This is a genomic window from Myroides sp. A21 (assembly GCF_000807225.1).
Classification (GTDB): domain Bacteria; phylum Bacteroidota; class Bacteroidia; order Flavobacteriales; family Flavobacteriaceae; genus Flavobacterium; species Flavobacterium odoratimimum.
In genome coordinates this window covers 2,963,400-2,977,486 of the sequence record NZ_CP010327.1, presented here as the reverse complement: position 1 = coordinate 2,977,486, position 14,087 = coordinate 2,963,400, and the positions used below count along the sequence as shown (strand labels likewise).

General features: G+C 34.4%; 13 protein-coding genes. 8 read left to right on the top strand and 5 right to left on the bottom strand.

Translation table 11 applies throughout. The features are described from left to right. Nucleotides 1-128 precede the first annotated feature (128 nt). The 7 genes from recG to MYRA21_RS13305 all read left to right on the top strand — a co-directional run bounded on the left by recG (nt 129) and on the right by MYRA21_RS13305 (nt 8,654). Entirely contained in the window at nt 129-2,231 is a 2,103-nt protein-coding gene (recG, locus tag MYRA21_RS13335; RefSeq protein ID WP_006259057.1) for an ATP-dependent DNA helicase RecG, read from the top strand. A 14-nt stretch (nt 2,232-2,245) separates the two neighbouring features. Beyond that, nucleotides 2,246-2,824, top strand: coding sequence for a non-canonical purine NTP diphosphatase (locus MYRA21_RS13330; protein ID WP_039329370.1), 579 nt, complete (start codon nt 2,246-2,248; stop codon nt 2,822-2,824). A gap of 734 nt (nt 2,825-3,558) precedes the next feature. Further along, nucleotides 3,559-5,442: a DEAD/DEAH box helicase gene (locus MYRA21_RS13325; RefSeq protein ID WP_006259059.1), complete on the top strand. Its 1,884-nt coding sequence runs from the start codon at nt 3,559-3,561 to the stop codon at nt 5,440-5,442. A 70-nt stretch (nt 5,443-5,512) separates the two neighbouring features. Next, a complete protein-coding gene (locus MYRA21_RS13320) occupies nt 5,513-6,268 on the top strand; it encodes a carboxypeptidase-like regulatory domain-containing protein (RefSeq protein ID WP_006259061.1) in 756 nt (251 codons plus the stop codon). A 114-nt stretch (nt 6,269-6,382) separates the two neighbouring features. After that, complete coding sequence (locus MYRA21_RS13315) at nt 6,383-7,633, top strand: dihydroorotase family protein (protein WP_006263454.1); 1,251 nt, start codon at nt 6,383-6,385, stop codon at nt 7,631-7,633. Nucleotides 7,634-7,650: 17 nt separating this feature from the next. Beyond that, the gene (locus MYRA21_RS13310) at nt 7,651-7,995 is read left to right on the top strand and encodes a hypothetical protein (protein WP_006259063.1); all 345 of its coding nucleotides are present in this window, start codon (nt 7,651-7,653) and stop codon (nt 7,993-7,995) included. Between the two features lie 2 nt (nt 7,996-7,997). Beyond that, on the top strand, nt 7,998-8,654 hold the full coding sequence (locus MYRA21_RS13305; RefSeq protein WP_039329367.1) for an alpha/beta hydrolase: 657 nt from the start codon (nt 7,998-8,000) through the stop codon (nt 8,652-8,654). Nucleotides 8,655-8,715: 61 nt separating this feature from the next. Here MYRA21_RS13305 and MYRA21_RS13300 read toward each other — a convergent pair whose 3' ends face one another. Genes MYRA21_RS13300 through MYRA21_RS13290 form a run of 3 tightly spaced genes read right to left on the bottom strand, consistent with a single transcriptional unit; the run spans nt 8,716 to nt 10,580 of the window. After that, nucleotides 8,716-9,258: a hypothetical protein gene (locus MYRA21_RS13300; protein WP_006259065.1), complete on the bottom strand. Its 543-nt coding sequence runs from the start codon at nt 9,256-9,258 to the stop codon at nt 8,716-8,718. A gap of 27 nt (nt 9,259-9,285) precedes the next feature. Continuing rightward, nucleotides 9,286-9,780, bottom strand: a complete 495-nt coding sequence (locus tag MYRA21_RS13295) for a hypothetical protein (RefSeq protein ID WP_006261055.1) — start codon at nt 9,778-9,780, stop codon at nt 9,286-9,288. A gap of 14 nt (nt 9,781-9,794) precedes the next feature. Beyond that, nucleotides 9,795-10,580 carry an MBL fold metallo-hydrolase gene (locus tag MYRA21_RS13290; protein WP_006259067.1) on the bottom strand — a complete coding sequence of 262 codons (786 nt, stop codon included), beginning with the start codon at nt 10,578-10,580 and terminating at the stop codon, nt 9,795-9,797. A gap of 62 nt (nt 10,581-10,642) precedes the next feature. Here MYRA21_RS13290 and MYRA21_RS13285 point away from each other — a divergent pair, with 62 nt between their 5' ends. Continuing rightward, nucleotides 10,643-12,091, top strand: a complete 1,449-nt coding sequence (locus MYRA21_RS13285) for a hypothetical protein (protein ID WP_006259068.1) — start codon at nt 10,643-10,645, stop codon at nt 12,089-12,091. A 159-nt stretch (nt 12,092-12,250) separates the two neighbouring features. Here the strand turns inward: MYRA21_RS13285 and MYRA21_RS13280 are convergent, their stop codons facing one another. Further along, nucleotides 12,251-13,516: an acetyl-CoA hydrolase/transferase family protein gene (locus MYRA21_RS13280; RefSeq protein WP_006263451.1), complete on the bottom strand. Its 1,266-nt coding sequence runs from the start codon at nt 13,514-13,516 to the stop codon at nt 12,251-12,253. A 128-nt stretch (nt 13,517-13,644) separates the two neighbouring features. Continuing rightward, nucleotides 13,645-14,043: a DUF3995 domain-containing protein gene (locus MYRA21_RS13275; protein WP_039329362.1), complete on the bottom strand. Its 399-nt coding sequence runs from the start codon at nt 14,041-14,043 to the stop codon at nt 13,645-13,647. Between the last annotated feature and the right edge of the window lie 44 nt (nt 14,044-14,087).

The following is a 14,087-nucleotide window of genomic DNA, read 5'->3' as shown; positions in this document are numbered from 1 at the left end:
TTATTCTTTTAACCTAAGTACAATCTTAGCTTCCGCTAAAATCTATAGCAATTCCCCTTAAATATTTACTCTTAATTGTCCGAAGGGCTTCTAATTCGTATCTTAGCCGTGTATTTATTTTGAATAATATGTCTAAGAATCTACTTGATACACCTATAGAATACCTTAAAGGAGTTGGTCCACAGCGCGCTGACTTATTTAAACGCGAACTAGGTATATTCACCTATAGAGATTTACTACACCTATACCCAAACAGATATATCGACAGAACACAGTATTATAAAATAAATGAACTTTATAATAACAATAGTGAAGTTCAGATAGTCGGTAAAATTATCCATATCAAAACTGTAGAACAAAAACGAGGAAAGCGCCTTGTCGCAACCTTTACAGATGGTACAGGACAAATAGAATTAGTTTGGTTTCAAGGATACAAATGGATACAAGAAAATTTAAAACTAAATACTCCTTATGTGGCATTTGGAAAGCTTAATAGCTTTAACAATACCTTCTCTATGCCGCACCCTGAACTAGATTTATTAGAAGAACATCAGAAAAACATTGCTAACGCAATGCAAGCTGTCTATCCTTCTACTGAAAAATTCGGAGCAAGAATATCTAATAAGTCTATCATCAAGATGATGATGCAACTTGTCAAAGAGACACATCCTCTCTTTATAGATACCTTATCTGATGAATTCAAGAGAAAGCTCAACTTGATTTCGATGCAAGAAGCCTTAATTAATATCCACTTTCCTAAAAATATGGATATGTTGAATAAGGCTCAATTTAGACTAAAGTTTGAAGAATTATTCTATGTTCAATTACAGTTATTGATTAAAAACATAGCACGAAAAGACAAAATTAAAGGATACCCTTTTGAGAAAGTAGGCGATTACTTTAATACTTTTTATAGCGAACACCTCCCCTTCCCTCTTACTGGAGCTCAAAAACGAGTTTTGAAAGAAATCAGGAATGATGTAGGTGCTCCAGCGCAAATGAATCGCCTCTTACAAGGAGATGTGGGATCTGGAAAAACAATAGTTGCTTTTATGAGTTGTCTTCTAGCATTAGACAACGGATTCCAAGCGTGTATCGTAGCTCCTACAGAAATTTTAGCAACCCAACATTATGTCGGGATTAAAGAACTAGGAGAACCTTTAGGGCTAAAGATAAAATTACTTACAGGATCTACTAAAACGGCTGAGAGACGTGTATTGCACGAAGAATTAGCTTCTGGAGAGCTACATATACTTATCGGTACACACGCCTTATTTGAAGATAAAGTTATCTTTAAAAATCTAGGTTTAGCTATCATTGATGAACAACACCGATTTGGAGTAGAACAGCGATCTAAACTATGGCACAAAAATGAATTACCTCCCCACGTGTTGGTCATGACTGCTACACCGATACCTCGTACATTAGCTATGAGTTTATATGGAGACTTAGATATTTCTGTTATTGATGAACTTCCACCAGGGCGTAAACCAATACAAACTAATCATTACTTCGAAGGTAAACGCTTAGCTGTATGGCACTTCTTAAAAACAGAAATTGCCAAAGGAAGGCAAGTTTATATCGTCTATCCCTTAATAGATGAAAGCGAAACATTAGACTATAAAAACCTAATGGAAGGATATGAAGCCATATCACGAGACTTCCCTTTACCAGAATACAGTGTCAGCATTGTTCATGGACAGATGACTCCTGCAGAAAAGGATAGAGAGATGGACAGATTCATTAAAGGAGAGACAAATATTATGGTAGCCACTACTGTGATTGAGGTTGGAGTGAATGTGCCTAATGCATCCGTTATGATTATCGAAAGTGCAGAGCGCTTTGGATTATCACAACTACATCAGCTTAGAGGACGTGTAGGTCGTGGAGCAGAACAGAGTTATTGTATCCTAATGACAGGAGATAAGCTAAGTAATGACTCTAAGATCAGAATGGAAACGATGTGTCGTACTAATGATGGTTTCGAAATCTCAGAAGTAGATTTAAAATTGCGTGGCCCAGGTGATATTATGGGAACTCAACAGAGTGGTACCCTTCCTTTAAAAATAGCTGATATTGTCAAGGATCAAGAGATTATGCTTTATGCAAGACATCATGCTGTACAGCTGTTAAAAGAAGACCCTACACTAGAAGAACCTGAAAACCAAAGAATCAAAAATAAATTAAACATTCTAAATAGTAAAACCACTATCTGGAACTATATAAGCTAAAACACACAACACTTATGAAATTAGTTTTCGCATCAAACAACAAAAACAAGATTAAAGAAATTAGAAATCAATTACCTGATACAATTGAAATCTTAAGTTTAGAAGATATTGGATGTAATATCGACATTCCTGAGACAGCTGATACTATAGAAGGCAACGCTAAACTAAAAGCTGATTTTGTCAAAAGACATTATGGATATGACTGTTTTGCTGATGATTCAGGATTAGAAGTAGATGCTTTAAACGGTGCACCAGGAGTATACTCAGCTCGTTATGCAGGAGAACAAAAAAATGACAATGACAATATAGATAAATTGCTTGAGGTACTTCAAAAAGAAGATAACAGAAAAGCTAACTTTAAAACAGTAATTTGCCTAAACCTACATACAGAAACGTATTACTTTACTGGTATTATAGATGGTCAGCTATTAAGAGAGAGACAAGGTACAGAAGGATTCGGTTATGATCCAATCTTCGTAGCAGATGGAATGAACCAATCTTTTGCTGAAATCGATATCAATGCAAAAAACGCTATTAGCCATAGAGGAAAAGCTGTACGCCAATTAGTCGACTTTTTATCAAAAAAATCATAGCAGCAGGAGAATAAACCACTATGGACTGAAAGTCCATAGTTTGTTAAAGCAGACTAAAGTCTGCCTGTGTGGAAATACAGAACTTAGTAGTTTTACTTAAAACTAACTTTTAAAATATCGTAATTTCAGAATGCACTAGATAACCAATTCACAAATAACAACAACCAATATTGTGAAAGGTTTTTAGAAGCTGAAAGCTAAATGCACTAAAGTGCATAGTTTTAACTACCGTCTGCGACCAATAAAATTTATCTAAATATGCTCTTTATGGTTTATACACCATTTCAGAGCATATTTTTAGTTACTCCCCTATCCTTCATTAGAATCTTTGATATTTCTCTTATTTCTCAAAACATAAATACTTACTTTTCTTATCTACTACTCCCCACTTTTTTGCATATCTTGAACTTTTCGGCATACTTTTCGCTATGTCTGAATGACTTATTAAGAATAAAGTGAATTAAATACCATAAAGCTAGAATAAGTCCACTCTTGCTATTTGTTAAATAAAAGAAAGATATACAAAGAGAGTAAAAAGAAACTATCTTGATACAACACTCATGATATAGACACTTTTAAGCAAAATAAAAACTATAATAAGGAAGATACTTCATTACATTATCTTTAAAAAAAACGCTCAAAACAAGCGTTTAAATTATTTTCGAATAATAAACCTGCAATAACTACAATTATAATTTGAATAGTAGTATATTTGCGGCTATTTTAATATTTATATGAACAATTTCGAACAATTAGGATTAAATGAATCTCTTTTATCTGCGATCAAGGATATGGGATTTGAAAATCCATCAGAGATCCAGCAAAAGGCGATTCCATTACTATTAGAGAAAGATACCGACATTGTTGCGTTAGCCCAAACGGGGACTGGGAAAACCGCAGCTTTTGGTTTTCCTTTGATTCAGAAGATAGACGTTTCTAATAAGAATACACAAGGTCTTATCTTATCGCCGACTAGAGAGTTATGTTTGCAAATCGCAAACGAAATCAAACAATACTCGAAGTATGTAAAAGGACTTCATTCAGTAGCTGTTTATGGAGGGGCTAGCATTACAGAACAGGCTAAAGACGTAAAACGTGGAGCACAAATTATCGTCGCTACTCCTGGTAGAATGCAAGACATGATTAACCGTGGTATGGTTAACATTAAAAACATTAATTACTGTATCCTAGATGAAGCAGATGAAATGCTTAACATGGGATTCTATGAGGATATCACGTCTATTTTAGCGGATACTCCAAAAGAAAAAAACACATGGTTATTCTCTGCTACTATGCCGCAAGAGGTTGCGCGCATCGCAAGAGAATTCATGAAAACTCCAGAAGAAATTACTGTAGGTCATAAAAACCAAGGTAACACTAATGTAAGTCATGAATTTTATTTAGTATCTGCTAGAGATCGCTACCCAGCGCTTAAACGTTTAGCAGATGCCAATCCAGATATTTTCTCTGTAGTGTTCTGTAGAACGAAGAGAGATACGCAATCTATTGCTGAAAAACTTATCGAGGATGGATACAACGCTGCTGCATTACACGGAGACTTATCTCAAGCTCAACGTGACGCAGTAATGAAATCATTCCGTGGTAAACAGATACAAATGCTTGTAGCTACTGACGTTGCTGCTCGTGGTATCGACGTAGATGACATTACTCACGTAGTAAACTACCAATTACCTGACGAAATCGAAACGTATACTCACCGTAGTGGACGTACAGGACGTGCTGGTAAATCTGGTACTTCTATGGTTATCGTAACGAAAAGTGAATTAAGAAAAATTCAACAAATCGAAAGAATCATCAAAACTAAATTTGAAGAGAAACCAGTTCCATCTGGAATTGAGATTTGTGAAATTCAATTATTCCACTTAGCCAATAGAATTAAAGAAGTAGAAGTTAACACAGAAATTGAAGCTTATTTACCTGCAATTACTGAGTTATTAAAAGACTTCGACAAAGAAGAAATCATTAAAAAAGTAGTTTCTGTTGAGTTTAATAGATTCTTAGAATACTACCAAAAAGCTTCTAACAGCTTATCTAGTGTATCTGCTGGAAGAAACAATTCTAAAGAAGTTCCTACAGATGGAGCAGTACGTTTCTTCGTTAACTTAGGTGCTAAAGATAACCTAGACTGGATGACGTTAAAAGATTTCTTACGTGATACTTTAGAGTTAGGTCGTGATGACTTATTCAAAGTTGATGTAAAAGATGGTTTCTCATTCTTCAATACTGAAGCTGAACACGCTGAAAAAGTAATGGAAACATTAAACGGTCTTGAATACCAAGGACGCCGTGTGAATGTTGAAATCTCTAACAATGATGGTGGTAGAAACGGTGGACGCCGTGACCATAACAACCGTAAAGGTGGATTCAGAGGTGGAGAAAGAAGATCTGAAGGTGGATTTAGAGGTGGTGAAAGAAGATCATCTAATAGATCATCTGAAGGAGGATTCAGAGGTGGAGAGAGAAGATCGGATAGATCATCATCTGAAGGACGTGGAGAAAGAAGATCAGACAGATCATCAGAAAGAGCTCCTCGTAACGAACGCGGATCTAGAAGAAGTAGCGAAGGAGATTCATCTAGAAGAACTAGAAGAAACTAATTTGTTAATTTTTTTAAAATAGCATACAAAACTGTAAAATATCTTTTACTTTTAGGCAATCTTAAAAAGTATGAGAAATTTTACAGTTTTTTTATTTATAATACTTTCTGTTTTAACTGTAGCGGCTCAAGATCGCACTAGTGTTAAAGGAACTATTTTAAATGACAAATCATTTTTGCCAGTAGATGATGTGAATGTCATCAATATTAGCCAAGTCAAAGGTACAATCAGTAAGAGAGATGGTTCTTTCACAGTAGAAGCCAATCTTAATGATTCTATACACCTATCCTACCCTGGCTATATCCCTATTAAACTTAAAGTAACCAACGATTGGTTAAACAACGAGAATCTAAAGATTTACTTTACAGAAAACACAATAGAACTAGACGAAATTCTTATTAAGAAATTTGACTTAACTGGGTACTTAGAAGTGGATACCAAACTAATTGAATTAAACGAAAAAATGCAGTTTGACTTCTATAGACAAAATAAAACTCCTTATTATGGTACGGCTATGGGTACTTTCTTTAGCCCTGTTGATGCTGTGTACAACCTATTTAAAGGAAAAGATAAAAAACTTAAGAAAATCGAAGCTATTAAAGAAGATCAGAACATGATTGCTTTAATGCAGACCAGATATGACAGAGAGATTGTTTGTGGCTTATTAGAAATCACAAGAGAGGATATCGTAAAGTCTCTTCAAAACTGTAATTACACTGATAAATTTATCTATACCGCTACAGACTTCCAGATTTATCAAGCATTAAATGATTGCTATGACAATTCTAAGCTATTAGCTTCAAAAAAGAAAAATGCATCCAATTAAGGGATGTATTTTTTTTGCTCTTTTTTCACGAATTGTAAATATGATAAAATAGAAATAAAACCTATTTTTGTACAAATAACAACACATCACTAATTAAAAACTACTTCACAGAAAATGAATATCATTTTAAAAGCTGCAAAAGTAATCGATCCTACTAGCCCATTTCACAACCAGACAGTTGACATTCAAGTCGAAAATGGCCTTATTACTAAAATCGCTAATCAAATAGAAAATGACCAATTCGAACAAATCAAGTATGATAACCTACACGTTTCTCAAGGTTGGTTTGACAGTTCTGTTTGTTTAGGAGAGCCAGGATTCGAAGAAAGAGAGAATATCGCTCACGGTTTAGAAGTAGCTGCTAAAAGTGGATTTACACAGATTGCAGTTGAACCTAACACCCACCCTATCACTGATTCACAAAGTATAGTAAGTTTTATTAAACAAAAAGCTTTTGGACAGACCACAGAGGTATTTCCTATTGGAGCACTTACAGTAAAATCAGAAGGAACAGACCTAGCAGAGTTATTTGACATGAAAAATGCAGGAGCTATTGCTTTTGGTGATTACAAAAAACCTATTCAAAACGCCAATGTACTAAAAATTGCTCTGCAATATGTGCAAGACTTTGACGGGCTAATTATCGCCTTTTCACAAGATAATAGCATAAAAGGTAAAGGAGTAGCTAATGAAGGCGTAGAAAGCACTAAACTAGGCTTAAAAGGAATCCCTACACTGGCAGAAGAGTTACAAATAGCACGTAATCTATTTTTATTAGAATATACTGGAGGAAAAGTACACTTCCCTACAATATCAACTGCAAAATCTGTAGAGTTAATCAAAGAAGCAAAATCAAAAGGGTTAAACGTTACTTGTAGTACTGCTGTTCATTTATTAACTATGACAGATGAAAAACTAGCGGACTTCGATACTCGTTTTAAAGTATATCCTCCACTAAGAGACGAAGCTACTAGACAAGCTTTGATCAATGGAGTACTAGATGGAACTATTGACTGTATCACTTCAGAGCACAACCCGCTAGACATTGAACACAAAAAACTAGAATTCAACAGTGCTTCTAATGGAACTATTGGTTTAGAATCAGCATTTGCTGCACTGAATACAGTACTACCTTTAGAAGTTATAGTAGATAAGCTGACTAGTGCTAGAACTATCTTCAAAATAGACACACCATCTATCAAAGAAGGTAATAAAGTAAATATCACTTTATTTAATCCTTCAAAAGAATACAGTTTTACAAAAGAAAACATCTTGTCAAAATCTAAAAACTCTGCTTTCTTAAACCATCCAATGAATGGTGAAGTATACGGAGTAGTAAACGGAGACAAAAAAACTCTAAAATAAATTAATCAATATACATAATGCTGAAGACTTTTAACGAAAAGGAAATTGAAACAGGTAGAACAATGGCAGCTATTGCCCATATTTTTATCTTAGGAACTTTAATCGCAATATTTATGAACCTTGAACCAAAGAATAGATTCTCTGGTTTTTATATTAAGCAAGCATTTGGTCTAACCTTATTCTTTCTTGCCCTAGGTTCAATGGCAAGTAACTTTGATACTTGGCTTATTTCTGCTCCTTTCTATTTTTGTTTTATTTCTCTTTGGACATATAGCTTTATTGGTGCTGTAACAGGTGAAATTAAGCCATTACCAAAAATTGGCGTATATTTCCAAAAATGGTTTGACAAATTATCAGCTTAATTATGGATACATCACTTTCAATTTCATACTTAATTCAAGAGCCTAAAGTAATAAAGGACAAAAACCCAGTAATTATCTTATTACATGGATATGGTAGCAATGAAGAAGACTTATTCTCTTTCGCTCCTGAATTACCAGATGACTACTATGTAATATCTGCACGCGCACCATACACAGTACCTCCTTACGGATATGCTTGGTACGCTATTACCTTTGATGCAGATGCTAACAAATTCTCAGATGATAACCAAGCGATTGAATCTAGAGATTTAATTGTACGTTTTATTGACGAGCTTGTAGCAAAATACCCTATCGATGCAAACAATGTTAACTTAGTCGGGTTTAGCCAAGGAGCTATACTTAGCTATGCTATCGCTTTATCTTATCCTGAAAAGGTAAATAAAGTAGTTGCTTTAAGTGGTTACTTCAATGAAAATATCATTGCAAAAAACTATAAAGAAAACAACTTAAGTAAATTGAGGTTATTTGCCTCTCATGGAACAGTTGACCAGGTTATACCTATTGATTGGGCAAGAAGAACACCTACGATTCTTACAAGTTTAGCTGTCAAGCACACTTATAAAGAATACCCTGTAGGACATGGAGTACATCCACTAAACTTCAGAGATTTCAAAGAATTCCTTTTAGAAGAGCAATAAAAAAAAGTAAGGCTAGTGTTATACACTAGCCTTACTTTTTTATACATAACTTGATTATGTTTTATTCTTCATGAACATCTTCCTCTACTGGTTGGTCAGAGTTAATGATTTTTAATTCTATAGTCTTTGCCGCTGTAAAGGCAGTCTCTCCTTTGTGCTTTAAAACCATCCCTTCATTAGATAATTCCCAACCATCGTTGATATAAGCACTCTTATCTTTAGTAAGTTCTAGAACAATCCCCTTTTTATGATTTGGTAAGAATATTTCTGCTTTCTTCTTATCCTTAGCATAAGTAACAAAACAGCTAACGCTATTATCCTCTAAAGCATTATCCTCTGTTGTATCCTCTTCTAACCCTATTGGATTAAGTCTAAAACCTATCTCGAATATACGAATACAGTTATTCTCTAACTCACTCCAACGATATCCAGCTGAATAAGCACACCCCAATACTTCATCATCTTCATCCAGCGTTACGATCTCAGTACTTCCGTCTGTTATGACCATTCCTTTTTCATTATCATCTTTATTATCTTTCAAGATGAAATCACAGGACGTCATGGTAAGCAACAATATAACAAACAAACTTATTGACTTTTTCATACTACTCTATTTTTATATTAGACGACACTACTTAGTAGCATACATAACAGTATCTATGGTCTTAAACTCCGTAGGTTTACCCTCTGTGTAAAAATACTTAATTAAAACTTCTCCATGAACAGCTCCTGCATAAAAATCTGCAATTATCCATCTATGATTTAGAACTTTAACTTTATTAATCACACATTTCTCTCCATTAATCACTCCATAAGGAACTAATGGATTACCATTATCTTGATGGTTTAAAGCTAATACCTCTTCTTTTATAGAAGTTAGAGATTGATCTATTGTTTTGTAATTAAAATACTCCTGTGCATCTTCATTGTATTCGATAGAAAAATAATTTGCCTCATTAAAATCCTTAGTAACTTCTTTTAATGAATCTCGAACAATATCAATGCGTTTATGAGCTATTTCTATCTTCTTCCCCTCCATCTTATACATATTCTTATTATTGGCATATAGAAGAACAAGAATTACAAGTGAAAAAAGGAATAGGTAAAAGAAAGCTTTATGTTTCATAATGTGATAATAAATTATATAGTGATTTTTAAATTGTCGTACGCCAAATATACATCTTTTGGAAGTATATTTTCTACATCTTTATGAAAACCTAAGTCTTGTGCTATATGAGTTAAATAAGCTTTCTCTGGTTTTATTTTATCAATAAAAGCAAGCGACTCCTCTAAACTAAAATGAGTAGGGTGATCCTTAATACGCAAAGCATTTACAATTAAAACCTTACATCCTTTGATCTTTTCAACCTCTTCGTCTGTGATGTACTTAGCATCTGTGATATAGACTAAATCTCCCAATCTATACCCCAATATAGGCAAAGGCCCATGCATTACATCAATAGGAATAATAGTCTTCTTCCCTATCATAATGGTATCTTGTGAAGTAATACTATGCTCTTCTACACTAGGAGCCCCAGGATATCTATCTTCTTTGGTAAAAATATAATCATATCTTCTCTCTAAGGCTTTTATTACTCTTTCTTGAGCGTAGATTGGCAACGAGCCATGCAAGATAGTTAATGGTCTTATTTCGTCTAATCCTGCGATGTGATCAGCATGTTCGTGAGTAAAGAATATTGCATCTAATTTACTACACCCAGCAGTCAACATTTGTTGTCTAAAATCAGGCCCACAGTCAATCAAAATAGTGTGTTCATCCCACTTAACCAATACAGATGTTCTCAACCTTTTATCCCTCGGATCTATACTGTGAGCTACTGGATGATCTATACCTATTATCGGAATACCCTGTGAAGTACCCGTACCTAAAAAATATACTTCCAAAATGACATAAATTTTCCACAAAAGTACGGTTTATCTTTTTTTGTTGTACGATATTTGTTAGGTTTGTTTAAAATAGCTAATTCATGAAAAACTTTGCTGAAGATTTAGTACTAAATGGGGATAGAGTAATAGAACATCACCCTGCCATTTCAGATAAAGCACTAAAAATCAACCTTAACAACGATATTTACGGAACATTTGCAGAAATTGGTGCAGGACAAGAGACAGTCCGTCACTTCTTTAGAGCTGGTGGTTCTTCTAGAACAGTAGCCAAAGCGATGTCCGCTTATGATAAAGTATTTAGTGACGCTATCTATTCTGTAGAAGAAGATGGACGTTATGTTACAGAAAGTCGCCTAATCAAAATGCTTGATTATGAGACAAGAAAAATTGAAGAAAGATTAATACGCGAAGAGAATCCTAACAAGACTTTCTTTAGTTATGCCAATACAGTAGCAACAATTGACTACGCTAAGAAAAACAAAGGGCATGGATGGGTAGGTATTATGTTTCAAACAGCTTCTAACCAAGCGTATAACAAGATAGTACTACACATACAGTTCAAAGAGACAGATTCTAAACTACAACAAGAGACTTTAGGTATCTTAGGTGTGAACCTAATTTATGGTGCATTCTACCAACACCATGACGCTAAAAAACTAATTCACAGTCTTTATGACCACTTAGATAAAGATCAAATCGAAATCGATAGTATTAACTTCTCTGGTCCTATCTTTGAGACAGTAGATAATCGATTAATGAGCTTACAGTTAGTTAAAAATGGAATGACTGACGCTGTAATGTTCAGTCCTAGTGGACGTAGTGAACTAGCAGCTAACATTTTGTACAAACAAAACATACTAGCACTTAGAGGTAGTTTTAGACCTGTTACTATCGTTAATATGGATATGTATCAGAAGTCTTTAGACAAATTCATGACACAAAACAACTTAGCTAAAGAAAACACTAAAGTTGTTTTTGAAATTACCTTGTCTAACCTTTTAGCAGAAGGTTCATTAGACGAAATAGACTTCTTAGATAGAGCAGACTTATTATGTTCTCTTGGACAAACTGTAATGATCTCTAATTTCCAAGAATATTATAAACTTACAGAATACTTCTCTAAATATACTGATCAGAAGATTGCATTAGCAATGGGAGTTAGTAGCTTATTAAATATTTTTGAAGAGAAATACTACACTCATCTTACAGGAGGTATATTAGAAGGTCTAGGAAAGCTATTTAGAAATACAATGAAGATCTACCTATACCCAATGATAGGTAACGAAGAACAAATAGTAGACTCTACTAATCTAAAAGTAGACTTACATATTAAAGAGTTGTATAAATTCTTCAAAAAGAACAACCAAATCATCGATATCGAAGATTATGAAAAAGATCACTTATCTATCTTCTCAAGAGATGTTCTGAAGTTGCTACAACAAAATCAAAATGGATGGGAAGACAAATTACCAGAAGGTATTTCTAAAATCATCCAAGAAAAAGAATTATTCGGATATAAAAGAAAGTAAATATAAAAAAGCCATTACACTTGTAATGGCTTTTTCATTCCTATTTATTCTCACAAATCAAATAATTGTTAACTATAGGAAATACCCTTAATAGCGATAACGCTCTAGGTCAGAAAACCAATTATGACGCTGATTTTCTTTTGTAATCAATTATAAAAACTATTTGATACTGTCGTGATAAGTTTTGAGAATTTCTTCTCTAAAATCAGGGTGAGCAATCTCCACCATTGCAGTAACACGTTGTTTCAACGTTTTACCATATAAGTCTGCTACTCCATATTCTGTAACGATATACTGTGCATGGGCACGAGTAGTCACCACGCCCGCTCCTTGTTTTAAGAAAGGTACGATACGATTATGCCCTTTATTACTAGTAGATGATAAGGCTATAATTGCCTTTCCACCTTTACTCAAAGAAGCTCCTCTCACGAAGTCCATCTGTCCTCCTACTCCAGAATACATATGTACTCCTAGAGAATCAGCACAAATCTGCCCTGTTAAGTCTACCTCTAATGCGGAGTTAATCGCAACTACTTTTGGATTCTGACGAATAATAGCAGTATCATTTACATAACTAGACTCCTTCATTACGATAAACGGGTTGTTATCCACAAATTTATATAAACGTTCTGATCCTATTAAAAAAGTCGCTAGAGCTCTTCCTTTCGCTATTGTTTTCTTAGAACAGTCAATTACACCACTCTCTATTAAATCAATTACACCATCAGAAAACATCTCTGTGTGCAATCCTAAATTCTTGTGATTAGTAAGTCTAGACAACACTGCATTAGGAATAGAACCTATCCCCATCTGCAATGTACTCTCATCTTCTATCAGAGCAGCTACATGATCTCCTATTAGCGCTTCCGTATCCGTAATAACAGCCTGTTTCTGTGCATAGATAGCAGTGTGATGTTCTACCGCCATATCTATCTTAGATATGTGCAATACACTATCCCCGAAAGTACGCGGCATATATTTATTCACTTGAGCGATTACTACTTTTGCACACTCCATAGCGGCAACAGTAGCTTCTACTGATGTTCCCAATGAGCAAAAACCGTGTTCGTCTGGTGGTGATACCTGAATAAGAACTACATCTACTTTTAAAGCACCTTTGCGAAACAGATTAGGTACTTCACTAAGAAAAACAGGAGTATAAGAACCATTACCAGCGGCAATAGTATGACGAACGTTCTTACCAATAAAGAAAGAATTCACGTGAAAGCTCTCTGACAAGGCAGGATCAGCATAAGGAGCTGCTCCTTCTGTATGAATATGACAGAACTCTACATTGCGCAGTTCTTCTGCTCTATCACTAATTGCTTTGGTTAATATATTAGGAGTTGCAGCAGCGGCATGTACATAAATTCGGTCTCCTGATTTTACGACTTTAGCGGCTTCTGAAGCTGATACATATTTCATATTAAAAATGCTTGAAAATAATTAAACATCTAAGGTGTTTCTTCTATTTAGAAAACATTTCCAAAATACGTATTTTTAAATCAGAAATCAACTGATTTATATCAGTTAACACTTGTATTCACTGATTTTTAGGACATATATAAAAATATATTACTAAGTGACAAATAAAAACAAAGAGGAATGAAGATTGTCGTATCTTTTTTAGCAAATACACTGTTTTTCACTTTTTTAAATACCCCTACATAATTAAAATCTCCTATTACTCTCAATCCAAATAGAACTCCCATAACCAAATAAACCCATTTATAGGCTGATACATCACCTAGACTAACTCCTGCAAACACAGCTAAGCCACTCGCCACTAATAAAGTACCTACAGGTGAAGGATTAAGTTTTCGCTCTCCATCTTTAGTAGGAAGTACTCCCACTGATCCCCATTTTCCACCGAACGCCCAATAAATATGTATACCTGATAGGAATGAAAAAATAAGGGTATTCACTATCTTAATCGTTATTTCTAAACTCATTATCATCTATTAAATATTATGATTGCAAAGTTCATCCTTCCCTT

Bases quoted from the DNA above. Each gene is read 5' to 3' on its own strand.
- MYRA21_RS13305 (WP_039329367.1), top strand. From the start codon at position 7,998: ATGGATACATCACTTTCAATTTCATACTTAATTCAAGAGCCTAAAGTA.
- MYRA21_RS13300 (WP_006259065.1), bottom strand. From the start codon at position 9,258: ATGAAAAAGTCAATAAGTTTGTTTGTTATATTGTTGCTTACCATGACG.
- MYRA21_RS13325 (WP_006259059.1), top strand. From the start codon at position 3,559: ATGAACAATTTCGAACAATTAGGATTAAATGAATCTCTTTTATCTGCG.
- MYRA21_RS13295 (WP_006261055.1), bottom strand. From the start codon at position 9,780: ATGAAACATAAAGCTTTCTTTTACCTATTCCTTTTTTCACTTGTAATT.
- MYRA21_RS13275 (WP_039329362.1), bottom strand. From the start codon at position 14,043: ATGAGTTTAGAAATAACGATTAAGATAGTGAATACCCTTATTTTTTCA.
- MYRA21_RS13330 (WP_039329370.1), top strand. From the start codon at position 2,246: ATGAAATTAGTTTTCGCATCAAACAACAAAAACAAGATTAAAGAAATT.
- MYRA21_RS13320 (WP_006259061.1), top strand. From the start codon at position 5,513: ATGAGAAATTTTACAGTTTTTTTATTTATAATACTTTCTGTTTTAACT.
- MYRA21_RS13310 (WP_006259063.1), top strand. From the start codon at position 7,651: ATGCTGAAGACTTTTAACGAAAAGGAAATTGAAACAGGTAGAACAATG.
- MYRA21_RS13280 (WP_006263451.1), bottom strand. From the start codon at position 13,516: ATGAAATATGTATCAGCTTCAGAAGCCGCTAAAGTCGTAAAATCAGGA.
- MYRA21_RS13285 (WP_006259068.1), top strand. From the start codon at position 10,643: ATGAAAAACTTTGCTGAAGATTTAGTACTAAATGGGGATAGAGTAATA.
- recG (WP_006259057.1), top strand. From the start codon at position 129: ATGTCTAAGAATCTACTTGATACACCTATAGAATACCTTAAAGGAGTT.
- MYRA21_RS13315 (WP_006263454.1), top strand. From the start codon at position 6,383: ATGAATATCATTTTAAAAGCTGCAAAAGTAATCGATCCTACTAGCCCA.